Annotated in this window: 27 protein-coding genes and 2 tRNA genes; 17 read left to right on the top strand and 12 right to left on the bottom strand. The window is 69.1% G+C overall.

From position 1 onward, the window contains the following. Window positions 1–454: 454 nt before the first annotated feature. From AAFO60_RS14310 to cobC, 4 genes are read right to left on the bottom strand one after another with little or no spacing between them, the layout of a single operon-like run. Window positions 455–1,078 carry a histidine phosphatase family protein gene (locus tag AAFO60_RS14310; protein WP_347956977.1) on the bottom strand — a complete coding sequence of 208 codons (624 nt, stop codon included), beginning with the start codon at window positions 1,076–1,078 and terminating at the stop codon, window positions 455–457. A 35-nt stretch (window positions 1,079–1,113) separates the two neighbouring features. Then, entirely contained in the window at window positions 1,114–1,866 is a 753-nt protein-coding gene (locus tag AAFO60_RS14315) for a zinc ribbon domain-containing protein (RefSeq protein ID WP_347956890.1), read from the bottom strand. Beyond that, complete coding sequence (locus tag AAFO60_RS14320; protein WP_347956891.1) at window positions 1,863–2,993, bottom strand: Nif3-like dinuclear metal center hexameric protein; 1,131 nt, start codon at window positions 2,991–2,993, stop codon at window positions 1,863–1,865. The genes AAFO60_RS14315 and AAFO60_RS14320 overlap by 4 nt, the downstream gene beginning before the upstream one ends. Further along, window positions 2,974–4,170: an Rv2231c family pyridoxal phosphate-dependent protein CobC gene (cobC, locus tag AAFO60_RS14325; protein WP_347956892.1), complete on the bottom strand. Its 1,197-nt coding sequence runs from the start codon at window positions 4,168–4,170 to the stop codon at window positions 2,974–2,976. The genes AAFO60_RS14320 and cobC overlap by 20 nt, the downstream gene beginning before the upstream one ends. A 23-nt stretch (window positions 4,171–4,193) precedes the next feature. Between cobC and AAFO60_RS14330 the strand changes: the two genes are divergently transcribed. The 3 genes from AAFO60_RS14330 to AAFO60_RS14340 are packed head-to-tail and all read left to right on the top strand — an operon-like array spanning window position 4,194 to window position 6,358. Then, window positions 4,194–4,910: an HAD-IA family hydrolase gene (locus AAFO60_RS14330; RefSeq protein WP_347956893.1), complete on the top strand. Its 717-nt coding sequence runs from the start codon at window positions 4,194–4,196 to the stop codon at window positions 4,908–4,910. Between the two features lie 13 nt (window positions 4,911–4,923). Then, a complete protein-coding gene (locus tag AAFO60_RS14335) occupies window positions 4,924–5,385 on the top strand; it encodes a low molecular weight protein-tyrosine-phosphatase (RefSeq protein WP_347956978.1) in 462 nt (153 codons plus the stop codon). A gap of 28 nt (window positions 5,386–5,413) precedes the next feature. Further along, window positions 5,414–6,358: an SURF1 family cytochrome oxidase biogenesis protein gene (locus AAFO60_RS14340; RefSeq protein WP_347956894.1), complete on the top strand. Its 945-nt coding sequence runs from the start codon at window positions 5,414–5,416 to the stop codon at window positions 6,356–6,358. Here AAFO60_RS14340 and AAFO60_RS14345 read toward each other — a convergent pair. Continuing rightward, entirely contained in the window at window positions 6,346–7,278 is a 933-nt protein-coding gene (locus tag AAFO60_RS14345; RefSeq protein WP_347956895.1) for a cobalamin biosynthesis protein, read from the bottom strand. The two genes, AAFO60_RS14340 and AAFO60_RS14345, sit on opposite strands and share 13 nt — an antisense overlap. Before the next feature lie 34 nt (window positions 7,279–7,312). Here AAFO60_RS14345 and AAFO60_RS14350 point away from each other — a divergent pair, with 34 nt between their 5' ends. The 5 genes from AAFO60_RS14350 (at window position 7,313) to AAFO60_RS14370 (ending at window position 10,682) form a co-directional block, all read left to right on the top strand. Beyond that, the gene (locus AAFO60_RS14350; RefSeq protein ID WP_347956896.1) at window positions 7,313–8,143 is read left to right on the top strand and encodes a spermidine synthase; all 831 of its coding nucleotides are present in this window, start codon (window positions 7,313–7,315) and stop codon (window positions 8,141–8,143) included. Between the two features lie 58 nt (window positions 8,144–8,201). After that, window positions 8,202–8,276, top strand: a tRNA-Cys gene (locus tag AAFO60_RS14355). Between the two features lie 54 nt (window positions 8,277–8,330). Beyond that, on the top strand, window positions 8,331–9,131 hold the full coding sequence (locus tag AAFO60_RS14360) for an ABC transporter ATP-binding protein (protein WP_347956897.1): 801 nt from the start codon (window positions 8,331–8,333) through the stop codon (window positions 9,129–9,131). Further along, window positions 9,121–9,882: an ABC transporter permease gene (locus AAFO60_RS14365; RefSeq protein WP_347956898.1), complete on the top strand. Its 762-nt coding sequence runs from the start codon at window positions 9,121–9,123 to the stop codon at window positions 9,880–9,882. The genes AAFO60_RS14360 and AAFO60_RS14365 overlap by 11 nt, the downstream gene beginning before the upstream one ends. A 41-nt stretch (window positions 9,883–9,923) precedes the next feature. Further along, window positions 9,924–10,682, top strand: coding sequence for a MerR family transcriptional regulator (locus tag AAFO60_RS14370; protein ID WP_347956899.1), 759 nt, complete (start codon window positions 9,924–9,926; stop codon window positions 10,680–10,682). 171 nt (window positions 10,683–10,853) lie between these two features. Here AAFO60_RS14370 and AAFO60_RS14375 read toward each other — a convergent pair. Then, window positions 10,854–10,928 (bottom strand) — tRNA-Val (locus tag AAFO60_RS14375). A gap of 140 nt (window positions 10,929–11,068) precedes the next feature. Between AAFO60_RS14375 and AAFO60_RS14380 the strand changes: the two genes are divergently transcribed. Together AAFO60_RS14380 and AAFO60_RS14385 are read left to right on the top strand one after the other, a co-directional pair. Beyond that, complete coding sequence (locus AAFO60_RS14380) at window positions 11,069–11,881, top strand: maleylpyruvate isomerase family mycothiol-dependent enzyme (protein WP_347956900.1); 813 nt, start codon at window positions 11,069–11,071, stop codon at window positions 11,879–11,881. A 249-nt stretch (window positions 11,882–12,130) separates the two neighbouring features. Then, window positions 12,131–12,937, top strand: a complete 807-nt coding sequence (locus tag AAFO60_RS14385) for an SGNH/GDSL hydrolase family protein (RefSeq protein WP_347956901.1) — start codon at window positions 12,131–12,133, stop codon at window positions 12,935–12,937. Window positions 12,938–12,982: 45 nt separating this feature from the next. On the opposite strand, the gene AAFO60_RS14390 is transcribed toward AAFO60_RS14385, so the two are convergent. The 3 genes from AAFO60_RS14390 to AAFO60_RS14400 form a co-directional block, all read right to left on the bottom strand. Beyond that, window positions 12,983–13,465: a peroxiredoxin gene (locus AAFO60_RS14390; protein WP_347956902.1), complete on the bottom strand. Its 483-nt coding sequence runs from the start codon at window positions 13,463–13,465 to the stop codon at window positions 12,983–12,985. Then, the gene (locus AAFO60_RS14395) at window positions 13,465–13,881 is read right to left on the bottom strand and encodes a DUF3052 domain-containing protein (protein ID WP_347956903.1); all 417 of its coding nucleotides are present in this window, start codon (window positions 13,879–13,881) and stop codon (window positions 13,465–13,467) included. Before AAFO60_RS14395 ends, AAFO60_RS14390 begins: the two co-directional genes overlap by 1 nt. Window positions 13,882–14,058: 177 nt before the next feature. Next, on the bottom strand, window positions 14,059–14,571 hold the full coding sequence (locus AAFO60_RS14400) for a hypothetical protein (protein ID WP_347956904.1): 513 nt from the start codon (window positions 14,569–14,571) through the stop codon (window positions 14,059–14,061). A 227-nt stretch (window positions 14,572–14,798) separates the two neighbouring features. On the opposite strand from AAFO60_RS14400, the gene aceE reads away from it, so the two are divergent. The 7 genes from aceE to AAFO60_RS14435 all read left to right on the top strand — a co-directional run bounded on the left by aceE (window position 14,799) and on the right by AAFO60_RS14435 (window position 24,046). Continuing rightward, a complete protein-coding gene (gene aceE / locus AAFO60_RS14405) occupies window positions 14,799–17,588 on the top strand; it encodes a pyruvate dehydrogenase (acetyl-transferring), homodimeric type (protein WP_347956905.1) in 2,790 nt (929 codons plus the stop codon). A 152-nt stretch (window positions 17,589–17,740) separates the two neighbouring features. Next, window positions 17,741–19,018 (top strand): PucR family transcriptional regulator, encoded by a 1,278-nt coding sequence (locus tag AAFO60_RS14410; protein ID WP_347956906.1) that lies wholly within the window; start codon window positions 17,741–17,743, stop codon window positions 19,016–19,018. 195 nt (window positions 19,019–19,213) lie between these two features. After that, complete coding sequence (locus AAFO60_RS14415) at window positions 19,214–20,125, top strand: ACP S-malonyltransferase (protein WP_347956907.1); 912 nt, start codon at window positions 19,214–19,216, stop codon at window positions 20,123–20,125. Between the two features lie 108 nt (window positions 20,126–20,233). Continuing rightward, complete coding sequence (gene acpM / locus AAFO60_RS14420; protein WP_347956908.1) at window positions 20,234–20,536, top strand: meromycolate extension acyl carrier protein AcpM; 303 nt, start codon at window positions 20,234–20,236, stop codon at window positions 20,534–20,536. 1 nt (window position 20,537) lies between these two features. Then, window positions 20,538–21,803: a KasA/KasB family beta-ketoacyl-ACP synthase gene (locus tag AAFO60_RS14425; protein WP_347956909.1), complete on the top strand. Its 1,266-nt coding sequence runs from the start codon at window positions 20,538–20,540 to the stop codon at window positions 21,801–21,803. A gap of 29 nt (window positions 21,804–21,832) precedes the next feature. Next, window positions 21,833–23,284: an acyl-CoA carboxylase subunit beta gene (locus tag AAFO60_RS14430; RefSeq protein WP_347956910.1), complete on the top strand. Its 1,452-nt coding sequence runs from the start codon at window positions 21,833–21,835 to the stop codon at window positions 23,282–23,284. 243 nt (window positions 23,285–23,527) lie between these two features. After that, window positions 23,528–24,046, top strand: coding sequence for a DUF3145 domain-containing protein (locus AAFO60_RS14435; protein ID WP_347956911.1), 519 nt, complete (start codon window positions 23,528–23,530; stop codon window positions 24,044–24,046). 27 nt (window positions 24,047–24,073) lie between these two features. On the opposite strand, the gene AAFO60_RS14440 is transcribed toward AAFO60_RS14435, so the two are convergent. The 3 genes from AAFO60_RS14440 to AAFO60_RS14450 all read right to left on the bottom strand — a co-directional run bounded on the left by AAFO60_RS14440 (window position 24,074) and on the right by AAFO60_RS14450 (window position 26,586). Continuing rightward, complete coding sequence (locus AAFO60_RS14440; protein WP_347956912.1) at window positions 24,074–25,198, bottom strand: hypothetical protein; 1,125 nt, start codon at window positions 25,196–25,198, stop codon at window positions 24,074–24,076. Window positions 25,199–25,299: 101 nt separating this feature from the next. Next, window positions 25,300–26,121, bottom strand: coding sequence for a serine hydrolase domain-containing protein (locus AAFO60_RS14445; RefSeq protein WP_347956913.1), 822 nt, complete (start codon window positions 26,119–26,121; stop codon window positions 25,300–25,302). Between the two features lie 27 nt (window positions 26,122–26,148). Beyond that, window positions 26,149–26,586, bottom strand: a complete 438-nt coding sequence (locus AAFO60_RS14450) for a hypothetical protein (protein WP_347956914.1) — start codon at window positions 26,584–26,586, stop codon at window positions 26,149–26,151. Between the last annotated feature and the right edge of the window lie 221 nt (window positions 26,587–26,807).

Below are 26,807 nucleotides of genomic sequence, written 5' to 3' on the forward strand. Positions count from 1 at the left end.
TTCGCGAGGTTCAGAATAGCGGACCCCGAGCCTCGTCGAGAACGAGGGAACGACCGCATCGTGCTACCTCTCGACACCCCAGGGTTGTCGAGTAAGTGAAGGAGCGAAGCGACGAAACGCATCGAGACGATCTCGACGCACGTCCTCCACTCCGCCCCGGTCCCCCCAAGGCTTGTCGAGTAAGTGAAGGAGCGCAGCGACCGAACGCATCGAGACACCACACCGGATCTCGATGCGCGTCCTCCGCTGCGCTCCGGTCGCTTACTCGATCACCCTAAGAAAGACCCCACAACCACACGCACCACCCCAGGCTTGTCGAGTAAGTGAGGGAGCGCAGCGACCGAACACATCGAGACACCGCACCGGATCTCGATGCGCTCCCTCCGCTGCGCTCCGGTCGCTTACTCGATCACCCTCGGGCGGCTCGGTGAGCAGGTGAACGACCGCCGCGTCCTCATTGCAGGTGCGCGGTGTCGTTCACCAGGCGAACGACCGAGCCTCCGTCCGGGTAGTACTCGGCGACGGAGATCGACGCCAGGTCCAAGTGCAGGCGGAACAGCAGTTCCGGGCCCACGCCGAGCGCGTCGCGCAGCATCGTCTTGATCGGCGTGACGTGCGAGACGACGAGCACACTGCGCCCGGCGAACCGTTCGAGGATGTCTTCCCGCGCCAGCGCGATGCGCTCGCCCACCGCCGCGAAGCTCTCCCCTCCCGGGGCAGCCGCCTCCACATCGCCCAGCCACCGCCGGTGCAGTTCCGGATCGCGGGCCGCGGCCTCGGCGAAGGTCAAGCCCTCCCAGGCGCCGAAGTCGGTTTCGATGACGCCCTCGGCGACCTGGACGTCGGCTCCGATCTGCTCGGCGACCGCTCGCGCGGTCGTCATCGTCCGCGCGAGCGGCGACGACAGGACCGCGTCGATCGGGCCGAGCGCCCCGGTCGCCAGTCGATCCGCCGCCGCGGCGGCCTGCCGGCGGCCGAGATCGGTCAGCTCCGGGTTGCCGCGCCCGGAGTATCGCCGGTCCACCGACAGCTGGGTCTGGCCGTGGCGCAGCAGGATGATCCGCGTGGGCGGAGCCATCTGCCCCTGCCAGCTGGGCGCCGACTTCGACGCACTCACTGCGGGCCCTGCGGCAGGCCCGACTGCTCGGTCCGCACCATGATGGCGCCGCACTCCTCGCACCGCAGCACCTCGTCGTCGTCGGCCGCGGCGATCCCCGACAGCGTTCGCGGGTCGAGCTCCATCCGGCAGGCGCCGCAGCGCCGCTGCCGCACCAGCCCGGCCCCGACCCGGCCCTGCTCGCGCAGCCGGTCGTAGATCGCCAGCAGTGCGGCGTCCACGTCGGCGACGGCGGCGGCACGCTTGTCGGTCAGGTCCGCGACCCGCTGGTCGACGCCGACCCCGGCGGCATCGCGGCGGGCGACCAGGTCGAGTTCGCGTTCGGTCGCCGCCAGCAGCGCGGCCTCGGTGCGTTCGGCTTCCGAGTCGGTGGCCTCCTGTTGTTCCATCACTTCCAGCAGTTCCGCCTCGAGCGTCTCGGCGCGACGCTCCAGCCCGGCCACCTGGTGCTGCAGTTCGGCGAGCGCCTTGTGGTTCATCGCCCCGGACTCGATCTGCTCGCGATCTCGGGTCAGATGTGCGGCGGTCCCGGTCAGCTCGGCGTCGACGCGATCGTATTCGGCCTGCAGATTGTCGACCGCCACCTGGGCGCGGGCTCGGTCCTCGCGGATCGCCTCCATCTCCTCGGCGAGCGCGGTCAGCTCTGCGTCTTCGGGCAGATTGCGTCGTTCGTGGCGCGCCTTGGCGATGTCGGCGTCGAGTTCGGCGACGTCGAGCAGTCGACGCTGCTGTGCGCTGGGGACCTTCACTGCTGCTCCTTGCTAGCGCCGATCACCGTGAACGGATCGGTCGGCTCTTGGAATACGGTTGCCCGGCAACCGATCTGGCTCAGGATATCGGCGACTGTGGCGCACCACGGGAACTCGGTCGCCCAGTGCCCGGCGTCGACCAGCGCGGGCGCGCCGCCGCGCAGCGACTCGTCGACCACGTGGTGTCGCAGATCGCCGGTCACGTAGACGTCCGCCCCCGCGGCGCTCGCCGCGCCGATGAGCGAGTCGCCCGCCCCGCCGCACACCGCCACCGTCTCGATGCGCGCCTCCGGATCGCCCGCCCCGCGCACCGGCCATGCGGCGGGCGGCAGCGCCTGCCCCACCTGGGCGACGAAGGCCGCCAGAGTCATCGGCTCCGGCAGCCGGCCCACCCGACCCAACCCGATGTCGCTGTCGAGGGAGGCCTGCTCGAAGACGTCGAAGGCCGGCTCCTCGTAGGGATGCGCGGCGCGCAGGGCGGTGAGCACGCTCCCCCGCAGGCGACGCGGCGCCACCATCTCCAGTCGCTGTTCGTCGATCCGCGTGAGGTCGCCGATCGCGCCGACCGCCGGCGTCGCGCCCGCCACCGGCAGGAACTGCCCGGTGCCGACCACGCTCCACTGACAGTTCCGATAGTCGCCGAGCGCGCCGGCGCCCGCGTTGAACATGGCCTCGCTGACCTGATCGGCGCTGCCCTCGGGAACCGTCACGATCCATTTGTCGAGCGCGACCAGCGGTTCCGGCTGCAGCGGAACGGTGTCGCGCAGGCCGAGCGCCTCGGCCAACGCGTCCGACACGCCGCGTCGGGCCTTATCGGCGTTGGTGTGTGCCGAGAACAGCGCGCATCGCTCCCTGATCAGCCGATGCACGAGTCGCCCCTTCGGCGTGTCGGCCGCGACCGTGGTGACTCCCCGCATCAGCAGCGGATGGTGCGCCACGATCAGCTGCGCACCCGCGGCGACGGCGGCGTCGACGACGGCCTCGGTCACGTCGACGCACACCAGAACCGTCTCGGCGGGCTCGTCCGGGTCGCCGCACACCAGCCCGACCGCATCCCAGCTCTCGGCCAGCCGCGGCGGATAGATCCGCTCGAGTTCGGCGATCACCTCACCCAGTCGGGGACTCATCAGGGCTCACTCTCCTTGCCGGATCAGTTGGTCGGTCGCGATGCGGGCTCCGCGCGACCGCCGTCATCACATCTTGCATCGCCGCGATCAGCGCGTCGGTCGATTCCCGGCGCCGCACGGCGACCCGCAGGTAGTCGGGGCCGAGTCCGTCGAAGTTGGCGCAGCTGCGCACGCCGATCCCACGCGCACGCAGGGCGGCCTTGACCGCCGTTCCCCCGGCCAGTCGAAGCAGCACGTACGGCGCCTGCGGGTCGACGGCCGGCGACACGCCCAGCGCGGCGAGACGATCGACCAGGTACGCCCGATCGGCCCGGACCTGCGCGGCTTCGGCGGCCACATGGGCCTGCCCCTGCGGCCCGGCGCAGGCGGTCAACGCCGCCAACGACAGCGACCCCAGCGGCCAGTGCCTGCGTCCGCGCGACAGCCGGGCGACGACCTCCGGCGCGGCGAGCAGGTACCCGGCCCGCAGTCCGGCGAGTGCGAAGGTCTTGGTTACCGATCGGATCACGATCAGGTCCTCCGCGCGGGTGCCGGCCAGCGATTCCGGTTCGGCGGCCCCGCCGCCGACGGTGAGATCGGCGAACGCCTCGTCGATCACCACCAGCCTGCCGGGCCGGCGCAACGCCTCGATCTCGGCGCGCGTGTGCAGGACCGACGTCGGATTGGTCGGATTCCCGACGACCACCAGGTCCGCGTCGTCTGGCACCGCCGCGGCGTGCAGGCTCCACGGCGGCGGCAGGACCACCGAGGTGACGCGTGCACCGCCCGCCTCCCGCAGGATTCGCGCGGGCTCGGTGAACGACGGCTCGATGAGCGCCGCGTGCCGCGCGCCGAGTTTGGCGAGCAGTTCGAACCCCTCGGCCGCCCCGCCCAGCAGCAGCACCTCGGCCCGATCGCGGCCGTGCAGCTCGGCGATCGCCTCGGTGGCGACCGCGAGATCGGCGCCGGACGGATAGGCGGCCAGGTCGGCGACCCGATCGCGGAGGATGTCGGCCAGGAACTCCGGCGGGCCGGGTCGCACGTTCACGGCGAAGTCGAGCACGCCGGCGGCCGCGTCCTCGTCGCCGTGGCGGTGCGGATCGAACAGGTCGTCGTCCGCGGGCGCGAGCGGCTCCGCAGCGGAGCGCAGGCCGCGTTCACCGGTGGTCGAGGGCGGGGTCGTCGCAGCCGATTTCATGGTCCCCAAAGCCTACGTGCACCATGGCTTCTGTGATCTCCGCCCTCGACGACCGCGCCACCGCCCTGCTGTTCGACCTCGACGGGACCATCACCGACAGCATCGAGGGCATCACCCGCTCGTATCGGTACGCCTTCGAGCAGATCGGTCTCCCCTCGCCCGACACCGACTTCCTGCGCGGCGTCGTCGGACCTCCGCTGCGCGTGTCGATGGGCGCCTACGGGCTCGACGACGTCCAGGTCGCTGCGGCGATCGCCGCCTACCGAGAGCGATATCACGACGTGGGGTGGCTCGAGAACAGCGTCTTCGCGGGTATGGCCGAGCTCCTGGCGGAGCTGGCCGCGTCCGGCCGGAGGATGGCGGTCGCCACCAGCAAGAATGAGCCGATCGCCCGACGCATCGTCGACCATTTCGGATTGTCCGACCACTTCGCGATCGTGGCGGGTGCGGCCGAGGACGGCAGCCGTCCGACGAAGGCGGCCGTGATCGATCATGCGCTCGAAGTACTACAGTCGGAAGGGACAACGCCACGCATCGTGATGATCGGCGACCGGTCGCACGATGTCGAAGGAGCGGCTGCTCACGGCATCCCGACGATCGGGGTGCGGTGGGGCTACGCTCTCCCCGGAGAGTTGGAGGCCGCTCAGGCCGCCGCGGGTCTGGCTCGCGCGGCCGGGAGAACATCCACTGACTGGATCGTCGCCTCGGTCCAGCGACTGCGTGAGGAGCTCGGTGTCTGACAACTCGCCCCGCATGCTGCACGTGTGCTTCGTGTGCTCCGGCAACATCTGCCGGTCCCCGATGGCCGAGTCCATCTTCACCTCGGCGATCGCCGAGGCCGGGCTGTCCGAGCGGGTTCGCGTGACGAGCGCGGGCACCGGCGGATGGCACATCGGTGAGCCGGCGGACAACCGTGCCCGCACCGAACTGCTCGCCCACGGCTACGCCGATCACCACATCGCCGCCCAGCTCTCGCCCGATCATCTCTCTGCCGATCTGCTCGTCGTCGCCGACTCCGGGCATGTGGCCGAGCTCGAGCGCAAGCGACTCGGCGAGAGGGTTCGGCTGCTGCGCAGCTTCGACCCGGACGCCGACGGCCCCGACGTGCCGGACCCGTATTACGGCGGGCCCGCCGATTTCACCCTGGTCCGACAGCAGATCGAGGCCGCCGTCCCGGGCCTGCTCGCCTGGGTCCACGCGACGCTCAGCGACTAGTCCCGGGCGGGGCAAGTAGCCTGGAGGCGTGCGTGTTCTGAAGTCCTTCCTGCGTCCCGGCTGGCTGCTGATGGCGGTGTTCGTGGTCGCATTCGCCGGCGCGTGCTTCTGGGTCCTGGCCCCCTGGCAACTCGGGAAGAACTCCGACACCGAGCATCGCAACGAGCTGATCAAGACCGCCGAGGCCACCGCCCCCGTCCCGATCGACCGGGTGGCGCCCGCCGGCAGCGCGTTCGATCCGAACACCGAATGGCGAGCGGTCGAGGTGACCGGAACATTCGCCAACGACCACCAGGTGCTCATCCGACTCCGCAACGCCGGGGAGCGCCCGGCCGTCGAGATCGTGACGCCCTTCCACGTCGCAGGCACCGACCGCACCGTCCTGATCAACCGCGGTTACGTGCGCCCGGGCGACAACAACGTCGTCGACGTCCCTCCGGCGCCGACGAACGAGGTGACCGTCACCGGTCGAATCCGCCGCTCCGAAGCCACCAGCCCGGGCAAGCAGCCGCGGGTGGAGAACGGCGCGTGGAGCGCGTACACGATCGACACCGGCGAGCTGGCGCCCGTCGTCGGATCGCCCGTCGACGACTTCTATCTCCAGCTGTCGCCGAATCAGCCCGGTTCGCTGGGCGAGATCGCCCTGCCGCAGCTCGACTCCGGCCCGTACCTGTCGTACGGACTGCAGTGGCTGGCCTTCGGTGTCATGGTGCCGCTCGGCGCCGCATACTTCATCTATTCGGAGGTGAAGGCACGACGCGCATCCCGCGCCGAATCCGACGACCCGTCCGACGCACCGCCGCCTCCGCGACGCAAGGACCGCGACGAGGTCCGCGACCGGCTGCGCGGTGCCGGCACGGTCAGCGGCAACGACGTGCTCGCCAAGGGCACCGCGGAGATCGGCGGCGGCGCCGTCGCCGAGGACTCCGCCGACGCGGTGAAGGCCAAACTCGCCCAGCGCTACGGGAAGTAGCGTCGACGGCCGGTGGAGGCGGCGCGGTATCGGGTCAGGACCGCGAAGGTCGCGGCGGCGACCTGAATCCGACGTGACAGCTCGACCGCGCCGCGCAGGTCGGCGACGGTCGGCGCCCGACCGTCGCCCAGCCGGGGACGCTCCTCCACTCCGTGCGCGTACACGGTGCGTCCGCCCAGTTCGATGTCGAGGGCGCCGGCGAACGCCGCCTCCACCACCCCGGCGTTCGGGCTGGGATGCCGGTGCGCGTCGCGTCGGACCGCGGTCCAGACCGCACGCGGGCGACCGCTGACGCCGGCCGCCAGCAGCGCGGTCAGGCGCGCGGGCACGAGATTGGCGAGGTCGTCGGTGCGCGCCGCGGCCCACCCGAAGTTCCGGTACCGCTCCGAGCGGTAGCCGATCATGGCGTCGAGCGTGTTGATCGCCCGGTAGGCCAGCATCCCGGTCGCTCCGGCGGCGGCGCCGAAGACCAGCGGCCCGACGGCCGCGTCGGAGGTGTTCTCGGCGATCGACTCCACCGCGGCCCGGCAGATCCCCGATTCGTCGAGCAGGTCGGGATCTCGCCCGACCAGCCCGGCCACCAGCGTCCGCGCCCCGTCGATGTCGCCCGCCTCGAGCGCGTCGGCGATCTGGTCGCCGATGCGGCACAGCGAGGTTCCGCCCAGAGCGGTGAACGCGGCCGCCGCGGTCCCTGCCGCCCCCGCACGTCGCATCGCGGCGCCCGCCGCTGCGGCCGCGGCGATCGCGCCCGCCGCGAAGACCGCGCCGACTCGTCGGTCGTCGGCGTACACGGCCTGCTCGACGCGTGAGACCGCGGTTCCGAATCCGGCGACGGGGTGTCCGCGCCGCGGGTCGGCGAAGACTCCGTCGGCCACCGCTCCCAGTGCCATCCCCGCCGCCTCGGCCCGCTTCATCCGCATCAGTCGATCGTATCGACGGCTACGATCTGTTCCGATGGCCACCGCACGCTCCGAGCCCGAGCCGGGCTCCTTCCAGATCTCCACCGGCACCGCCGAACTCGCCTCCGACCGCGAGGGCGGGTGGCTGCTGTCGGTCAACGGCGCCCAGAGCAGCCACATCGCACCCGACCGCCCCGACCTCCTCGAGTTCGAGTACATGCGGCAGGCGGTGGCGGCCGTGGAGGACCGCTGGCCCGATCGCACCGCACCCCTGCGCGTGCTTCATCTGGGGGCCGCGGCCTGTGCGCTGCCCCGCTATCTGGCGCACGCCTACCCGCAGTCCCGCCATGTCGCCGTCGAGATCGACGCCGAGCTGGCCCGCCTGGCACGCGAGTGGTTCGACCTGCCGCGGGCCCCGCGGCTGCGGATCCGCGTGGGCGACGCCCGCGAGGTCGTCGCTGGCCTGCGCGAGCACACCCGCGACGTGGTGATCCGCGACGCCTTCGCCGAGAGCCTCACCCCCGCGCATCTGATGACCGTCGAGTTCACCGCCGCCGTCCGGCGAGTCCTGGAACCGGGCGGCCTGTACATCGCCAACTGCGGTGACCGGCGCGATCTGCGGTCGGTTCGCAGCGAGGTCGCGACCGTCGCCGAGGTCTTCGCCAACGTCGAACTCATCGCCGACCCGTCGATGTTCAAGGGTCGCCGCAGCGGCAACATCATCGTCGTCGCCTCCGACGGCACGCTGCCCGACTCGGCCGACCTGGAGCGTCGGCTGCGTTCGGACCCCGAACCAGCGCGCCTGATGACCGGCACCGCCGTCCGATCGTTCGGTTCGGGTCCGATCCTGCGCGATCCCATCGCCCCCGACCGCGCCGCCGATTGAACCCAGCCTGGATGCAACCCTGGTCACGGCCCCGCCCGGACGGCAGTGTGTGAGTCCTGCGGGTGTGGCTGAGTGGCGAGGCAACGGTCTGCAAAACCGTCCGACGCGGGTTCGAATCCTGCCATCCGCTCCAATGCCGGAATGAGTCCTTGACCTTGACGCTGCGTCAGGGTTTCAGACTTGATCCATGACGACAGACGCTGCGATCGACGTGGTCGGGCTCACCAAGGCATACGGCGAGAATCTCGTGCTCCGCGGCATCGATTTCACGGTCCGCTCCGGCACCGTCTTCGCGCTGCTCGGCTCCAACGGTGCGGGAAAGACGACCACTATTCGCATCCTGGCCACCCTCCTCCGAGCAGACTCGGGCACCGCGTCGGTCAATGGCTTCGACGTCTCCGCCGACGCGAAGCAGGTCCGCCGGTCGATCAGTCTCACCGGCCAGTTCGCGGCGCTGGACGACGTGTTGACCGGCCGGGAGAACCTGACCCTCATCGCCCGGCTGCGGCGACTGAAGTCCACCGACAGCATCGCCGAGGACATGCTGGCGCGAATCGGTTTGGACGCGGCCGCCGACCGTCGGGTCGCGGAGTACTCGGGCGGGATGCGGCGCCGCCTCGACATCGCGATGAGCTTGATCGGCGACCCGCCGGTGCTGTTCCTCGACGAGCCGACCACCGGCCTCGATCCACAGGCGCGGCTGCAGACGTGGGCGATGATCCGCGACCTCGCCGACCGCGGCACCACGGTGCTGCTGACCACCCAGTACCTGGACGAGGCCGAGCACCTCGCCGACCAGATCGCGATCTTGCATTCGGGTCGCATCATCGCCGACGGCTCCCTCTCGGAACTCCGGGCTCTGTTCCCACCGACGAAGGTCGAGTATGTCGAGAAGCAGCCGACTCTCGAAGAGATCTTCTTGTCGATCGTCGGCGACCCGCCGGACAGATCGTCCTCCGAGCGGACCGGAGATCACCATGACAACTGACTTCGTCGACAACACCGCCACGCTGCTGATCCGCTCCTTGCGCCACATCCTGCGCAGTCCGGACACCATCATCACGACCGCGGTGACACCGATCGCTCTGCTCCTGCTGTTCGTGTACGTCTTCGGCGGCACCATCTACACCGGCGGCGGCCGATACATCGACTACCTGCTGCCCGGAATCCTGCTCATCACCGTCGCCTCCGGTGTCGCGTACACGGCGCTACGACTGTTCACCGACGTCTCCACCGGACTGTTCGAACGGTTCCAGTCGATGCCCATCGCCAGGTCGGCGCTGCTCTGGTCGCACGTGCTCACCTCGCTTGTCGCGAACCTCATCTCGGTAGCACTGGTGGTGCTCGTGGCCTTCGCGATGGGCTTCCGGTCGAGCGCCGGCGCCCTCGGCTGGCTCGGGATCGTCGGGATCACCACCCTGTTCACGCTCGCTCTGACGTGGCTGGCGGTGATCGCCGGGTTGATGGCCAAGTCGCCCGACGGGGCGGGCGCCTTCGCCTATCCGCTCATCTTCCTGCCGTTCGTCAGTTCGGCGTTCGTCCCGACTGCCGGCATGCCCGGTCCGGTGCGGTGGTTCGCCGAACACCAACCGGTCACCTTCATCGTCAACACCATTCGTGACCTGTTCGCGAGAGAGCCCGCGGGTCGGGATGGCTGGATCGCACTGGTGTCGTGTCTCGTCGTCCTGGTCCTGGCCTATCTCTCGGCGATGTCGGCCTATCGGCGCAGACTGACCTGACCACGCCGCACCGGACTGCACCGCTCCAGAAGAGGTCGAGGATGCTCACCATCGGTCAACTCGCCGCCTACGCAGGCGTCACCGTGCGCGCGGTGCGGCATTATCACGCGGTCGGTCTGCTCGCCGAGCCCGAACGAGACTCATCCGGCTACCGCCGATATCGGGCGGACGCCGTCTCCGAACTGGTCAAGATCCGCACACTCGCCGAGGCGGGCGTCCCCCTCTCCCGCGTGCAGGAGTTGATGACGGCCGACGACGCCGAGTTCGCCTGTGCAGTCGGCCAGATCGATCGTCGGCTGTGCGCCGAGATCGACGAGCGGCAGCAACACCGTCGACGTATCGCTGCGCTTGCCGCGGGGGACAATCTGGCTCTGCCAACGGAGGCCGCGGCCTACCTGGGCCGCCTGCGTGCGCTGGGCTTCACAGACAGCTTCGTCAGGGGCGAACGCGATGCGTGGATCCTGATGGCCGCGCAACTCCCCGACCGGATTCCGCTCTACATGGCAGTGAAGCAGCGGCAACTCGACGACCCCGACAGCCTCGCTCTGTACCGGGACATCGCAGCGGCTGTGGAGTGGGACCGCGCCGATCCCCGGCTGCCCGCCATCGTCGATCGACTCGTGGCGATGATCGAAGCCGCCGAGACCGAGAAGACCACCGAGATTCTTCGTCTTCCCGACGACTTGGCCGAGTTGCTCGATGCGATGTTCCGCGAACTCGTACCGATCGCAGCGCGCTTCCTTGAACTGCTCCGACAACGGGGCTGGACCGGGTGCACCAATCTCGAACGGCTGCCTTGAGGCGACTCGTACCCCGAGGTGCCGCACTCTGCCGCCCGTCAGGCTGCGTCATGCCCAGTCGGTGGTTCTCGTCGACGGTCGGATGAACGTCACCGTTCAGGCACCACACCCCCGCTCAGCGCGGTGTCCGCCGCCAGCGGTGACTTCTGTCCGAGATGCTGGGGTCAGTCCTGGTGCGCGCAAAGGGATTTGAACCCCTGACCGCTGGTGTGTAAGACCAGAGCTCTACCGCTGAGCTATACGCGCCTGCGCCGAACGTGGTTCGGCCCACACCAAGATATCGGCTCCAGCGCGTGCATCTCAAACCGGATACCTCCCAATCACGGCCGAGTGAGCGGACTCCGGCTAGCGTGATCGACAGACCTCATCGCACGGAAGGACCCGCAGTGACGACCCACGTTCCTCAGGAACCGTTGATCGATGCACTTGAAGCGCAGTGGCAGGCCATCGAGACCTTGGTCTCGCCGCTCTCGCAGGAGCAGTGGACCGCCCCCTCCGTGCTCCCCGGCTGGGAGGTTCGGGACATCGTCGCCCACGTGGTCGGCACCGAATCGATGCTCGCCGGCCGCCGACCGGACTCGGCGCTCGACACCACCGAGATCGCGCACGTGAAGAATCCGATCGGCGAGTTGAACGAACGGTGGATCGATCATTATCGGGCCCGCTCGCGCGACGAGCTGATGACCGACTTCATCACGGTCACCGCCGAGCGCAGCAAGTTCCTCAGCGGAATGACCGACGGGCAGTGGAACGCCGAGTCGACCACCCCCGCCGGCCCGGACACCTACGGCCGGTTCATGCGGATCCGCGACTTCGACTGCTGGGTCCACGAGATCGACATCCGCGACTCTCTCGACCTGGGCACCCCGCAGCAGGCCGAACCCGCGCGCTGGGCGCTGCGCGAGATCGAAGCGGCGCTCCCCTACATCGTCGGCAAGAAGGCACGCGCGGAGGTCGGCAGCACCGTCCGTTTCGACATCACCGGGCTGTACCCGTTCACGGTCTTCATCGCCACCGAGGACCGGGCGGCAGTGGTTCCGGCGATCGACGGCCGTCCCGATGCGACGCTGACGGTCGACGGTGTCGAACTGGCGCGCATCGCCGGCGGTCGGCCCAGCGGCGACCCGTCCCGCATCACGGTGGCCGGCGACACCGATCTCGGGCAGAGCATCGTCCGGCACCTGCACTACATGATCTGACCCGAGACGATCCGTCCCGACACCGTCCGGGCCCCCGAACCAGACCGGACAAGAGCCCCGAAGCGGGAGTATTCGCCCTGCTCAGGGCAATATTGTGATCAATCCGACAGTCCATTCGCGTTGCCGTCGCGCGACGGCTTCGGTGCAATGGAGGACATTGTGATCAGTGAACGCACCTCCCGCCGTCGCGGGCTCCGGCACCGCTCGACACCCCGAGCGGGAAGCCGCCGTGCTCGAACCATCACGGCGGTGCTCGCGGCCGCGACCATCGGTGCGACGACCGCGGCGCCGCCGGCCTCCGCGCACGTCAGCCCGGCGGGTCTGCTCGACGCCTTCTCCCGGACGGTGACGCAGAACCTGAGCCAGCGCGGGATCTCCGACACCGTCTTCGACGTTCCGTCGTACCTGTGGATGATGACGCATCCGCGCGGGTCCGGAACGCAGAACCTGCCGCGCGAAGACCAGAAGACGATGTGCCGCACCGTGGTTCAGATCGGCGATTCGACGTCGGTGGGGCTCGACAACTCCGTGCACCTGCCCAGCCCCACGGACAGGATGACCCCGCAGTACCAGCGGGTGGGCGTCAAGAACGTGTATCTGAACGCGCTCAACTTCCGGTCGACCGTCGAACGCTACAACGGCGAGCCGAGCGGCCTGGACGCGATCAAGACCGAACTGAGTCGCCACCACGACGGCTGCTGGATCATCGCGCTCGGCGCCAACGACGCCGCCCGAATCGCCACCGGCAGCCCCGTCACCGCCGATCAGCGCATCGACAAGGTGATGCGGCACCTCATCGGCCGACCGGTGCTGTGGCCGACGGTGATGACCACCGACACCAAGCCGGCGACGTACGCCAAGTCGTACATGACGGCCTTCAACGCCGCGCTGCAGCGCGCTGCCCACCGCTACCCGAACTTGCGCGTCTTCGATTTCGCCCGCTACCCCGACCCGTCCTGGTACGTCGACGGCGTCCACTACACCGTGCCGGGCATGATCCAGCGCAACAGGCTCTTCGCGACCGCCTTGGCCACCGAGTTCCCCCAGCGCCCCTAGCGTCCAGCCCGGAGCGGCCCCAGCGCCCCCGGTGGCAGGTCGGACTCAGTCCGCCAAAGCCGCGAGCGCCGCGTCCCAGGTGTCGGTCTCGCGCTTCTCGCCCGGTCCGACCATCGCCGAGAACTTCACGATTCCGTCGCGGCCGATGACGAAGGTTCCCCGGTTGGCGAAGCCGTGCGCGTCGTCGAAGACGCCGTAGTCCTGCGCGACTGCGCCATGCGGCCAGAAGTCCGCGAGGATCGGGAACAGGAAGCCCTGGGCCGACGACCAGACCTTGTGCGTGGGCGGCGGGCCCACCGACACTGCGACCACCGTGAGGTCGTCGTTGTCGAAGCGCGGCAGGTTGTCACGCAGGTAGCCGAGCTCGCCCTCACAGGTTCCGGTGAAGGCGAGCGGGAAGAACACCACGAGGACGTTCCGGTCACGCAGCGACGACAGCCCCACCGCCTGGTTGTTCTGGTCGCGGAGCGTGAAATCCGGTGCGACGGCGCCGACTTCGATCGGACCGGCAACCCGCTGCGCGGGCATCAACGCTTCCCTGCGCGGGCCTTCGGCGTCACCAGACGGGCTCCCGACCAATCACCGAGGCTGACCACCGAGGTCTGCGTCAGGCCGGCGGTCGGAGCCGCCTCAGCGATCTCGCTGGGATCGACGTATCCGTCGCGTCCGGTCTTCGGGGAGAGCACCCAGATGAAGCCACCCTCGGCGAGCGGACCGATCGCGTCCATCAGCGCGTCGACCAGGTCGCCGTCGTCTTCACGCCACCACATCACGACCGCGTCCATGACGTCCACGGCGTCCTCGTCGAGCATCTCGGCGTCGATCGCGTCTTCGATGTCGATCCGCAGATCGTCATCGGTGTCCTCGTCCCAACCGATCTCCTGCACCACCATGCCGTTGGTGAAACCGAGCTTGACGGCCCTGCCTTCTGAGGCGGTTACCACCGCGTACGTCCTCCCATTCGAGTAAGTGTGCCGCGCGTCGTGCGCAGGCGAAGCCACGCCACCGTGACGCAACTTAGAGACAGCGTAAAGGCTAAGCGCCCTTCCGCACAGGGTCTAACGACACGAAGTGTCGCGCAACGTGATTCCGCGCGCTCGGGCGAGCGCCGCCACCGAGGCTCAGCCACCGGCGGGCAGATACTTCGAACACGTCTCCAACAGCGCGGTGCGGTCGCCGCTCCAGGTGTCCGACACCCGATTCAGCGACTGCCTGCGTTTGCCCTCGATCTGTTCGGCGAGCTGTTCGGAACTGGTGACGAAGGCCTGCACCTGCGCATCGACCGCCTCGGGAACATCGGGCGCGACCGCGCGACGGACCAGATCGGCCCCGGTGTTGAGGGTGTCGACAGCCCAGCGCGCCTCGGCGCCGACCTTCCGGTAGTCCTGCACGGCGTTGAGCCGTTTGATGAAGGCGTTGTAGTCGCGCACCATGACCCCCGCCGAGGTGATCGTCTGCTGACACAAGCGGATCATGGCGATCCTCTCCGCCTCCGACGTCCCGGCCCGCACGACGGTCTCGGTGACGGTTCCGGTCCCCGTCGGCTCCGGTGCCGACGCGGAACCGCAGGCCGACAGCGCCAATCCGGCCGACACCACCGTCGCGGCCGCGGTGGCCCGAGTCCAACGGCCCACACGACCCTCCTCCGAACAGTCCAAGAACGCTAAGGCAGGAGGCTACCGCACAGTAGGTGATGTGACTGGACACATCTTGTGTCAAACCCCGTGATTTGCGGCACGATGGAGGGTGCGCCGCGTCCATCGTCAGCGGCAGATACCCGGTCGCCTCACCCCGGCGACCCCGACCCAGCAGGCACGACGGCCGCCATCGCCCCGTCCGCCTGCGAGATAGGTGGCACATAGTGACCGATCAGATCGTCGGCTCCGAGGAGACCGGCACCGTCCCGGCGTCCAGCGGCAGTCGCGTTCAGGTCATCCGAGACGGGGTCGCGTCGTACCTCGTCGACAACGACCCCACCGAGACCGATGAATGGCTCGAGTCCTTCGATGGAATGCTCGCCGACGCCGGTCCGGAACGTGCCCGCTACCTGATGCTGCGCATCCTCGAACGCGCCGAGGACAAGCGCATCGGGCTGCCCGCGCTCACCAACACCGATTACGTCAACACCATTCCGACCGAACTCGAACCGGCGTTCCCCGGTGACGAGGACCTGGAGCGTCGCTACCGCGCGTTCATCCGGTGGAACGCCGCGATCATGGTGCACCGCGCTCAGCGGCCGGGCATCGGCGTCGGCGGGCACATCTCCACCTACGCCTCGTCCGCCTCGCTGTACGAGGTCGGCTTCAACCACTTCTTCCGCGGCGCCGATCACCCCGGCGGCGGCGACCAGATCTTCATCCAGGGCCACGCCTCCCCCGGCATCTACGCCCGCGCCTACCTCGAGGGCCGGATCGACGAGCACCGTCTCGACGGCTTCCGGCAGGAGCAGAGCCACGCCGGCGAGGGCGGCGGCCTCCCGTCGTACCCGCACCCGCGGCTGATGCCCGAGTTCTGGCAGTTCCCGACCGTCTCGATGGGTCTGGGCCCGATGAACGCCATCTACCAGGCGCGCTTCAACCGATACCTGCACGGCAACGGCATCAAGGACACCTCCGACCAGCATGTCTGGGCGTTCCTGGGCGACGGCGAGATGGACGAGCCCGAATCGCGCGGCCTGGCTCACGTGGCCGCCACCGAGGGGCTGGACAACCTGACCTTCGTCATCAACTGCAACCTGCAGCGCCTCGACGGGCCGGTCCGCGGCAACGGGAAGATCATCCAGGAGCTGGAGTCGTTCTTCCGCGGCGCCGGCTGGAACGTCATCAAGGTGGTGTGGGGCCGCGAGTGGGACTCGCTGTTCCGCGCCGACAACGACGGCGCCCTCGTCGACCTGATGAACAAGACCGTCGACGGCGACTTCCAGACCTACCGCGCCAACGACGGCGCCTTCATCCGCGATCACTTCTTCGGCCGCGACCCGCGGACCAAGGAACTGGTCGCCGACATGTCCGACGCCGACATCTGGAAGCTCAAGCGCGGCGGCCACGACTACCGCAAGATCTACGCCGCCTACGCGGCGGCGACCGCGCACAAGGGTCAGCCGACGGTCATCCTCGCCAAGACCATCAAGGGCTACACGCTCGGCAAGCACTTCGAGGGCCGCAACGCGACCCACCAGATGAAGAAGATGACGCTCGCCGACCTGAAGGCCTTCCGCGACACCGCGCACGTGCCGATCAGCGACGCCCAGCTCGAAGCCGACCCGTACCTGCCGCCGTACTACCACCCCGGCATGGACTCTCCGGAGATCGAGTACCTGCTCGAGCGCCGTCGCGAACTCGGCGGGTTCCTGCCCAGCCGCAAGTTCACCCCGAAGCCGCTGCAGGCCGATCCGGCGCCCGCACTCAAGGCGGTCTCGGCCGGCTCGGGCAACCAGCAGGTCGCCACCACCATGGCGCTGGTCCGCGTCTTCAAGGAACTGCTGCGCGACAAGGAGGTCGGCAAGCGCATCGTGCCGATCATCCCCGACGAGGCCCGCACCTTCGGCATGGACTCGTGGTTCCCGACGCTGAAGATCTACAACCCGCACGGGCAGAACTACACCTCGGTCGACGCCGAGCTGATGCTGGCCTACAAGGAGTCCGAGAGCGGCCGCATCCTGCACGAGGGCATCAACGAGGCCGGTTCGACCGCCTGCTTCACCGCGGTCGGCACCTCGTACGCCACCCACGGCGAACCGATGATCCCGCTGTACATCTTCTACTCGATGTTCGGCTTCCAGCGGACCGGCGACGGCCTCTGGGCCGCCGCCGACCAGATGGCCCGCGGCTTCGTCGTCGGTGCGACCGCCGGCCGCACCACGCTCACCGGCGAGGGCCTGCAGCACGCCGACGGCCACTCGCCGCTGCTGGCCTCGACCAACCCGGCGGCGGTCTCCTACGATCCGGCGTTCGCCTACGAGCTCTCGCACATCGTCGTCGACGGTCTGCGGCGCATGTACGGACCCGACGCGGAGAACATCTTCTACTACCTGATGGTCTACAACGAGCCGATCACCCAGCCGGCCGAACCGGCCGACCTGGATGTGGCCGGGCTGCTCAAGGGCATCTACCGGTACCGCCGCGCGGCCGCTCCCGCCGCGCACTACGCGAACATCCTCGTCTCCGGCGTCACGATGGGCGACGCGCTGCTGGCGCAGGACCTGCTGGCACAGGACTGGGACGTGGCCGCCGACGTGTACTCGGTGACCTCGTGGTCGGAGCTCTCCCGCGACGGCATCGCCGCCGATCGCGACGAGCTGCGCAACCCGAGCACCTCGACCCGTCCGTACGTGACGGAGGTGTTGCAGTACGCGCAGGGACCGTTCGTCGCGGTCACCGACTTCATGCGCGCGGTCCCCGAGCAGATTCGGGCGTACGTGCCGGGCACCTACGTGACGCTCGGTGCCGACGGCTTCGGTTTCTCCGACACCCGCCCGGCCGCGCGCCGGTACTTCAACATCGACGCCGAGTCCATCGTCGTCGGCGTGCTGGTGGCGCTGGCACGCGACGGGAAGATCGACCGCACCGTGGCGGCCGACGCGGCCCGCAAGTACCAGATCGACGATGTCTCGGCCGCCCCCGAGCAGACCAGCGATCCGGGCGTCGCCTAGATCCGACCGACGAACCGCGAACGCCGACGACCCCGGGGTCGTCGGCGTTCGCCGTCTGCGGGCAGACCTTCGTGCCCGTCAGATCCGTGCCGGACGGCCTGCTTCTCCCGCGCAGCCAGGAATCGCCCAGCCTCGCGGTCTACATTGAAGGCGTGCCCGACGCTGAACCCGACCCCCGACTGGCGACGACCCGCGCCACCGATGTCTTCGGCGCCCGGGGCGCCCACGTCCCGGCACCCGCGACCGTTCACGACGCCCTGCCCGAGACGCTGCTGCGCCGCGTGAAGCAGTACAGCGGACGACTGGCGACCGAGGCGATCCACTCGATGTCCGAGCAGCTCCCCTACTTCAGCGACCTCGATGCCGCTCAGCGCGCGGGCGTCCAGCTGGTGGTGCAGACCGCGGTGGTCAATTTCGTGGAGTGGATCCAGGATCCCGAGGGCAACGTCAAGTTCACCGTCCAGGCCTTCCAGGTGGTGCCGCAGGATCTGGCGCGCCGCATCTCGCTGCTGCAGACGGTGGAGATGGTCCGGGTGGCGATGGAGTTCTTCGAGAAGTGGCTGCCGCTGCTGGCCCGCAACGACGCCCAGCTGCGCGCCCTCACCGAGTCGGTGCTCCGCTACGGCCGTGAGATCGGTTTCGCCGCCGCCGCGATCTACGCCTCGGCCGCCGAGTCGCGCGGCGCCTGGGATTCGCGCATGGAGGCGCTGGTCGTCGACGCAGTGGTCCGCGGCGACGACGGTCCGCAGCTCCTCTCGCGCGCGGCGGCCCTCAACTGGGCCACCGATGCCGCGGCGACCGTCATCGTCGGCGCTCCGCCGCCCGAGCAGAACGTCTCGGTCGCCTTGGCGATCCACAACACCGCCAAACAGCACGACAAAGCCGCCCTGTCGGTGGTTCAAGGCAGCACCCTGGTCGCCATCGTCGAGGGCGCGCTGCCGCCGGCCGACCGATTCCTGGTCGACCTGCTGGAGAACTTCGCCGAGGGGCCGGTCGTCATCGGTCCGACGACGCCCAACCTCGGTTCGGCGCACGCCAGCGCGGTGGAGGCGATGGCCGGTCTGCACGCCGTCGTCGGCTGGCCCAATGCGCCGCGTCCGGCCTACAGCTGGGATCTGCTGCCCGAGCGGGCACTCAACGGCGACCCGTCGGCGATCGAGACGATGGACGAGACGATCGTGGAGCCGCTCAGCGCCTCGGAGACGCTCGTCAACACCGTCGAGGCCTACCTCGACAGCGGCGGCCAGGTGGAGACGTGCGCGCGCACGCTGTACATCCATCCAAATACTGTGCGGTATCGCCTAAAAAAGGTGACTGACATCACCGGCCGTGACGCATCTAACGCCAGGGACGCCTTCGTCTTGCGCGTCGCTCTGACCATCGGACGATTGACACAAAACCGTGAAGGAACGCCCCCACCTGTCACTTGAGTCACAGTCGCCACCCACATTGGAACGGGTTCTCCCAGCTGGTGGAATCTCCGCATCTATCCGGTAACGAATCTCGGACCGATGACGATGAGAACACCGACGAAGTCACATTTGTGGGAACCCTACAAAGAACGCCGCAAAGGTTCGTATCCATCAACACCCATGCAGTGGGTGAGAAAGGTGTTGTCTAGTCACGTGCTTTCGTTGCTTGCGCCCGGACAGGGCTCTCAGACACCCGGCATGCTCACCGAATGGTTGGAGCTGCCCGGGGCGCGCGACCGCGTCGCCGCATGGTCGGAGGCGATCGATCTCGACCTGGAGCGCCTCGGGACCACCGCCACCGCCGAAGAGATCACCGACACCGCCGTGACCCAGCCGCTGGTGGTCGCCGCCGCGCTGCTGTCCTTCGACGAGCTGCGCAGCAGGCACGGCGAGCTGCCCGCGGACACGATCATCGCGGGACACTCGATCGGCGAGGTCGCCGCCGCCGCCTTCGCCGGCGTGCTCACCGCAGACGAGGCGATGGTCCTGGCCGGCGTGCGCGGGGCCGAGATGGCCAAGGCGTGCGCGGTGGAGCAGACCACGATGGCTGCCGTGCTCGGCGGCGACGAGGACGAGGTCCTCGCCCATCTCGACTCGCTCGATCTGGTCCCGGCCAACCGCAACGCCAAGGGACAGATCGTCGCGGCCGGTTCGGTCGTCGCGATCGAGAAGCTCCTCGCCGACCCGCCCGCCAAGGCACGCACGCGCACGCTCGCCGTCGCCGGCGCCTTCCACACCCGCTACATGGCTCCCGCGCGCGACGCCGTGGCCGCGGCCGCCGCGCAGATCACCCCCGCCGATCCGAACCGGACGCTGCTGTCGAACGCCGACGGCAAGGTCGTCACCAGCGGCGCCGAGGCGCTGGCGCGCCTGGTCAGCCAGGTCACCAGCCCCGTGCGCTGGGATCTGTGCTCGGCGGCCATGGGCGAGGCGCAGACTCATGCGATCGTCGAACTCGCGCCGGGCGGCACCCTCGTGGGAATCGCCAAGCGCGAACTCAAGGGCGTGCCCTCGCGCGCCGTCAAGTCCCCAGCCGATCTGGTGGACCTCCCAGGACTTGGATAGCGGTCGGCAGCACCCGACCCCCGGAAGGCCGTACGGCCCGTCCACGCAGCACACGCTGAATCCGGAACCCGTAGCAGTACCGAAGCAGATACAGAAGGGAGCCACATCGTGGCCGCCACTCAGGAACAGCTCGTCGCAGGCATCGCCGAGATCATCGAAGAGGTCACCGGCATCGAGCCGTCAGAGGTGACCTTGGAGAAGTCGTTCGTCGACGACCTGGACATCGACTCGCTGTCGATGGTCGAGATCGCCGTTCAGGTCGAGGACAAGTACGGCGTCAAGGTGCCGGACGAGGACCTCGCCAGCCTGCGCACCGTCGGCGACACCGTCGCCTACGTCCAGAAGCTCGAGGCCGAGAACCCCGAGACCGCTGCCGCCATCGCCGCCCAGATCGAGGCGAGCCAGGCCTGATATGACCGAGCTACGTGACTTTTCCACGCGCGGTGGAGAGTTCCCCTCCGTGGTGGTGACCTCGATGGTCGCCACCACGAGCCTGGGGGCCGATCTCGACACGACCTGGGAAAATCTCGTCGCCGGCAAGTCCGGCATTCGGGAACTGAACGACGATTTCGTCGAGCAGTACAACCTGCCGGTCCGCATCGGTGGTCGCCTCACCGACGATCCGACCACCGAGGTCACCCGCATCGAGGCCCGCCGCATGTCCTATGTCGAGCGCATGTCGCACGTCATGAGCAAGCGGCTGTGGGCGCAGGCCGGCGAGCCCGAGGTCGATCCCGACCGTCTGGGCGTCGTCATCGGCACCGGCATCGGCGGGGCAGACGCCCTGATCGACGCCGATCGCGCACTCAAGGACACCGGCAACTACCGCAAGGTCTCGCCGCTGGCGGTCTCCATGTCGATGCCGAACGGCCCGGCCGCCGTCGCCGGACTCAACATCGGCGCTCGCGCCGGCGTCATCACTCCGGTGTCGGCGTGCTCGTCGGGTGCGGAGGCCATCGCACACGCGTGGCGGCACATCATCCTGGGCGAAGCCGACATGATCGTGTGCGGCGGCGTCGAGGGACACATCGATTCCGTGCCGATCGCGGCATTCAGCATGATGCGCGCAATGAGCACCCGGAACGACGACCCGGCCGCGGCTTCCCGCCCGTTCGACGTCGACCGTGACGGCTTCGTCTTCGGCGAGGCCGCCGCCATGCTGATCCTCGAGCGCGAGGATCACGCCAAGGCTCGCGGTGCTCACATCCACGCACGCCTGCTGGGCTCCGGGATCACTTCGGACGGTTTCCATCTGGTCGCTCCGGACCCTTCGGGCCAGGGCAATACGCGCGCGATGGCTCGTGCGCTGCAGACCTCCGGTCTCCAGCGTTCGGACATCACGCACGTCAACGCGCATGCGACGTCGACCCCCATCGGCGACACCGCAGAATCGCTGGGCATCCAGGCGGCCGTGGGCAACCACGCGGCCATCTATGCGCCCAAGTCAGCACTGGGCCACTCGATCGGCGCCGTCGGCGCCCTCGAAGCGGTCCTGACGATCAAGGCGGTGGAGGATTCGATCATTCCGCCGACGCTGAATCTGGACAATCTGGATCCCGAGTGCGGCGACATCGACGTCGTGCACGGCCAGGCTCGCCGCGGACAGATCGACTACGCGCTGAGCAACTCCTTCGGATTCGGCGGGCACAACGTGGCCTTGGCGTTCGGCCGATACTGATCCCCAAAACCCCCGCATAGGAGAAACCGATGACCACACTGGCACCCATCCCCGGCCGTGAGGAGGCAACCGATCCCCGTGATCCGTTGCTGCGGTTGACGACCTTCTTCGACGACGGCTCCGTCGAGCTGCTGCACCCCCGAGACACCTCGGGCGTGCTGGCCGCGATCGGCGAGGTCAACGGTGTTCGCACCGTCTCCTATTGCACCGACGGCACCGTGATGGGCGGTGCCATGGGGATCGTCGGTTGCGCTCACATCGTGAACGCGATCGACACCGCCATCGCCGAACAGGCGCCCGTGGTGGGCATCTGGCATTCCGGTGGCGCGCGCCTGGCCGAGGGCGTCGAAGCCCTGCACGCCGTGGGGGGCGTGTTCGAGGCCATGGTGCGCGCTTCCGGCTACATTCCGCAGATCTCCGTGGTGGTCGGGTTCGCCGCGGGCGGAGCGGCCTACGGGCCGGCGCTGACCGACGTCGTCATCATGGCGCCCGAGGGCCGCGTCTTCGTCACCGGACCGGACGTGGTCAAGAGCGTCACCGGCGAACAGGTCGACATGGAGTCGCTCGGCGGCCCCCTCACCCACGGCAAGCGCTCGGGCGTCAGCCACATCACCGCCGACTCCGAGGCCGACGCCTACTGGCGTGCCCGCCGCCTGGTCGGCACGTTCTCCCAGCAGGGACACTTCAGTCGTGAGAAGGCCGAGGCCGGCGACACCGATCTGCGCGCCCTCATGCCGGAGTCGAATCGGCGCGCCTACGACGTCCACCCGATCGTCGAGGCCCTGCTCGACACCCAGCTCTCGGCCGACGGCACCACCGAGATCTCGACCTTCGAAGAGTTCCAGGCCAAGTGGGCCCCGAACATCACCGTCGGCTTCGGTCGGCTGTCGGGCCGCAGTGTCGGCGTCGTCGCCAACAATCCGCTCCGCATGGGCGGGTGCCTCAACTCCGAGGCCGCCGAGAAGGCCTCTCGTTTCGTTCGCCTGTGCGACGCCTTCGGCGTCCCGATCGTCGTCATCACCGACGTCCCCGGCTACCTGCCCGGTGTGGGCCAGGAGTGGAACGGCGTCGTGCGCCGCGGCGCCAAGCTGCTGCACGCCTTCGCCGAATGCTCGGTCCCGCGCGTGACCCTGGTGACCCGCAAGATCTACGGCGGCGCCTACATCGCCATGAACTCGCGCGCCCTGGGCGCCACCGCCGTCTTCGCCTGGCCCGGCTCCGAGGTCGCCGTCATGGGCGCCAAGGCCGCCGTCGGCATCCTGCACAAGAAGACGCTCGCCGCCGCGCCCGAGGACGAGCGCGAAGCACTGCACGAGCGCCTGGCCGTCGAGCACGAGCAGATCGCCGGCGGCGTGGGTCGCGCGCAGTCGATCGGCGTCGTCGACGAGATCATCGACCCGGCCAAGACTCGCAGCGTGATCGCCGAGGCCCTCGCCTCGGCTCCGGCCCGCCGCGGTCGCCACAAGAACATCCCGCTGTGACGCACTGATCCTTCCTCGAGACTCCCCGGAACCGTCCTCGGTTCCGGGGAGTCTCGTGTTGTCGGGTCCCGGCGGCTCCGGGGTTTCGCGCCCGCGAATCCCGCTTATACAACATTCACATCAAAAACATCTGGCGCAACACGCACATCACAGGGCACAATGGTGGGCAGTGATGTGATATCCGGATCTCGATCAAGGTGCGCTTGGGGAAGACGTTCCTTGTCGAACCGGAGGTGAAGAGAAGTGCGCAACCTGGAGCAGTTTGCGGACTCGACGAGTGGCGTGGTCTATGTCCACGCCGCTCCCGTCGCGCTGTGCCCGCACGTGGAGTGGGCGCTGTCGTCGACGCTGAACGCGCGAGCCGACCTGAAGTGGTCCGCGCAGGAGGCCGAGCCCGGCCGCATGCGTGCGACCGTCGACTGGGTGGGCCCGGTGGGTACCGGCGCCCGCCTGACCAATGCGCTGCGCGCCTGGTCCGGGCTGGTCTTCGAGGTCACCGAGAACCCCAGCGAGGGCGTCGACGGCGAGCGCTACTGCCACGTCCCCGAGCTGGGCCTGTGGCGTGGATCGACCAGCGCCAACGGCGACGTCATCGTCGGCGAGATGCAGTTGCGTGCGCTGCTCGACGCTCAGCCCGACACCATCGGACTCGCCGGCGCGATCGACGCCGTCCTCGGCACCGCGTGGGACGAATCCCTCGAGGCCTACCGCATGGGCGGCATCGGCGCCGAGGCGACCTGGCTGCGGCAGCGCGTGGGCTGAGCGCCCGGCGCCGCCGCAGGCGGTCGTCTACCGGCTGAGCGGGTACCTCAACCGCGCCACCGCCGAACCGTTCCACATCGGCGAATCGATCTCCGCCGAGCGCACCGGAATCACCGTTCCCCCGGTCTGCAGCACCCAGACGGCGATCCGCGACAGCAGGTCGTACCCCTCCTCGACGTACTCGAGCTCCCCGGTCTCGTTGTCGAGGGTTCCCTTGGTGTCGACCGTGAAGTCGTAGACGAGCGTGTCGACGCCTCCGCCGACCGCGGCTCGGGCGATGTCCACCAGATCGGTCGCGACCAGCCCCTGCGCCACGCCGTCGGCGATGGTCGCCACCGTCCGGCTCGCGCGACGGGCGTTGACCTCGGCGAGCTCGTCGCGAATCCGCGCGTCGATCACGGCGGCCGTCAGCTCGTCCGGGTTGCCGGAGACCACGATCAGTTCACGCCAGCCGCGATCGATGTTGCGATAGATGTCGAGCAACGGATCGGCGGCGAACAGGAACAGCGGCCGCTGAGCTCCCGGGTCATCGGCGTCGATCGTCTTGGCCACCGCCTCGTGCACCCGCTTGGCGTACGTCTCGAGCAGCGTCTTGGTGCCCTCGTCGCCGTGCAGGCGACGCGCGTGGATCCGGCCGCGGACGGTGGCCCGGTTGGTGGCCTCGGTGACGTCGCCGATGCCCTCCGCGGCGACGTCCATCTCCTCCACGAGGGCCGAGCCCGTCGCCTTCCAGAGGTTCCAGCCGTCGGCCGAGAGCGTCAACGCGTACGCGTCCTGCGGCGCGGCGACCGCCCGCACCAGCTGTCCGACGTCGAAGTAGTCGCCCACCTGGAGTTGATTCTCCAGAGAGTTGGGCAGCACGAACATCTCGGCGGTCTCGGGGGTCGCGAACACGGCGACCGAGCGTGCCAGCCGTCGCCAGCCGTCGTCGGCCAGCACGGTGGCGGTCCGCTCGTGCAGGGCGGTTTCGAGCGCGTGCGTGCCACCGCCGTTGCGCAACGCCCGGATGGCGCGATCCATCGCGCTCTTGACCGTGGTGCGCGCCAGTTCGTACTGCCCCGCACTGGCCTGCGCATAGACGGTGACCGCCTGCCGTCTCGGCGCTCCGAGTTCGAGTAGTTCGGCGGTGGTCGGAAGTTCATAACGAGCCACGGACATGCCTCCTTCGAGTCCTCAGGTGCGAACGCGGCTCGCCGCGGGTGAGCACCCGGCGACGCCCGGAGTCGGGGTCGGACCGCGTCCTGTTCCCGAGGCTACCCGGACAGCCCGGACAACTCGCCGAGAATCTGCTGGTTGAACTCGCTCCACAGCGGCTTGGCCCACGGTCCGAAGGGGCGGTCGGTGAGCACCACCGCCGCCGCCCGACGTGCCGGATCGACCCACAGAAAGGTGCCCGCCTGACCGAAGTGCCCGAAGGTGCTCGGCGAATGGTCCGGCGCGGTCCAGTGCGGCGCCTTGTGCCCGCGGACCTCGAATCCCAGACCCCAGTCGTTGGGCCGATGCTTGCCGTATCCGGGGACGAAGCCGTCCAGGCCCGGGTACTGCACCGAATGCGCTCGCTTCGCCAGTTCGGTGGAGATCAGTTGCGGCGAGAGCAGTTCGGCGGCGAACGCCGTCAGATCGGCGACCGTCGACCGCGCACCGTGCCCGGCCGGACCGAACAGTCCGGTCGATCGCATGCCGAGCGGCTCGCAGACGGCCTCGCGCAGGTACTCGTCGAAGGAGATCTGCGACTCCGCGGCGACGAGGTCGGCGAGCACCTCGAAACCGGCGCTGGAGTAGATCCGCTGCTCGGCCACACCCGCGGCCGCCTCCCGCTTGTCGAAGGCCATCCCCGAGGCGTGTGCCAGCAGGTGCGCGACGGTCGCTCCGGGCAGACCCGCGGCCGTGTCCAACTCCACCGCGCCCTCTTCGACGGCAACCAGCACCGCCTGCGCGACAAGCAGTTTCGTCACCGAAGCGAGTTCATACTGTCGATCGGCATCACCGTGAACGCCGAGCACGCCGTCGGCGGTGAGCACCGCCGCGCAGACATGGTCGACCGGCCACTGTGCGAGCGTGTCAAGTGTCTTCACGACTATCGACCCTACTGGGTGGGTGGGTCAGTCGGGCTCGTCGCAGCCGGGGTCGTCGCAGTCGGGGTCGTCGCAGTCAGGGTCGTCGTCCGGCGGCGGGACCACGCCGACCGCGGATCCACGCGCGTCCTGGCGCTCGGCGTTGACGATGTGCACCGATCGGGCGTACACCGACTCGATGGTGAGCAGCACCGCGCACACCATCGCGATGCTGCCCGGGACGAAGACCAGCATGTTGTCGATCCGGTCCCAGGCGGCCGGACTCCACACCGCCACCCAGGTCAGCACCAGCGCGATCACCGTCGACAACTCGCCCAGGAAGCAGATGACCACGAACCAGATCGCGGCCTTGCGATGCCGGTGGACCGCCTGTCTGGAGAAGTGGAAGTTGGCGGCGAACGCCAGCAGGAGCACCGCGAACAGGGACAGCAGGAGGCCGAGGTCGTCGGTGGTGAGTTCGCGCATCGCGATCAGCGCCCGGTGGTCGGAGTCGGCGCCGAGGTCTGTCGTTCGGCGATCTGCGCACCGCGCTGGGCGCGCGCCGGCGCCCGCTTCGTCTCAGCCATCTCTCCCCTACGTCGGACCGATCTCGATCAGACTAGGACACACCTCCGACAATATCGACACAAAGACACCAGAACGGACGGGCCCGCTCGCCTCATGCGCGAGCGGGCCCGTCCCCGATG

Origin of the sequence: Gordonia aichiensis (assembly GCF_039946255.1) — a bacterium.
GTDB classification, from domain to species: Bacteria; Actinomycetota; Actinomycetes; order Mycobacteriales; family Mycobacteriaceae; genus Gordonia; species Gordonia aichiensis_A.

What these genes read in the sequence shown, in the direction of transcription:
- AAFO60_RS14425 (WP_347956909.1), top strand. Translation starts at nt 20,538, where the DNA reads ATGACCGAGCTACGTGACTTTTCCACGCGCGGTGGAGAGTTCCCCTCC.
- AAFO60_RS14365 (WP_347956898.1), top strand. Translation starts at nt 9,121, where the DNA reads ATGACAACTGACTTCGTCGACAACACCGCCACGCTGCTGATCCGCTCC.
- cobC (WP_347956892.1), bottom strand. Translation starts at nt 4,170, where the DNA reads ATGAAATCGGCTGCGACGACCCCGCCCTCGACCACCGGTGAACGCGGC.
- AAFO60_RS14390 (WP_347956902.1), bottom strand. Translation starts at nt 13,465, where the DNA reads ATGCCCGCGCAGCGGGTTGCCGGTCCGATCGAAGTCGGCGCCGTCGCA.
- AAFO60_RS14320 (WP_347956891.1), bottom strand. Translation starts at nt 2,993, where the DNA reads ATGAGTCCCCGACTGGGTGAGGTGATCGCCGAACTCGAGCGGATCTAT.
- AAFO60_RS14310 (WP_347956977.1), bottom strand. Translation starts at nt 1,078, where the DNA reads ATGGCTCCGCCCACGCGGATCATCCTGCTGCGCCACGGCCAGACCCAG.
- AAFO60_RS14360 (WP_347956897.1), top strand. Translation starts at nt 8,331, where the DNA reads ATGACGACAGACGCTGCGATCGACGTGGTCGGGCTCACCAAGGCATAC.
- AAFO60_RS14450 (WP_347956914.1), bottom strand. Translation starts at nt 26,586, where the DNA reads ATGCGCGAACTCACCACCGACGACCTCGGCCTCCTGCTGTCCCTGTTC.
- AAFO60_RS14350 (WP_347956896.1), top strand. Translation starts at nt 7,313, where the DNA reads ATGGCCACCGCACGCTCCGAGCCCGAGCCGGGCTCCTTCCAGATCTCC.
- AAFO60_RS14330 (WP_347956893.1), top strand. Translation starts at nt 4,194, where the DNA reads ATGGCTTCTGTGATCTCCGCCCTCGACGACCGCGCCACCGCCCTGCTG.
- AAFO60_RS14345 (WP_347956895.1), bottom strand. Translation starts at nt 7,278, where the DNA reads ATGCGGATGAAGCGGGCCGAGGCGGCGGGGATGGCACTGGGAGCGGTG.
- AAFO60_RS14335 (WP_347956978.1), top strand. Translation starts at nt 4,924, where the DNA reads ATGCTGCACGTGTGCTTCGTGTGCTCCGGCAACATCTGCCGGTCCCCG.
- AAFO60_RS14430 (WP_347956910.1), top strand. Translation starts at nt 21,833, where the DNA reads ATGACCACACTGGCACCCATCCCCGGCCGTGAGGAGGCAACCGATCCC.
- AAFO60_RS14370 (WP_347956899.1), top strand. Translation starts at nt 9,924, where the DNA reads ATGCTCACCATCGGTCAACTCGCCGCCTACGCAGGCGTCACCGTGCGC.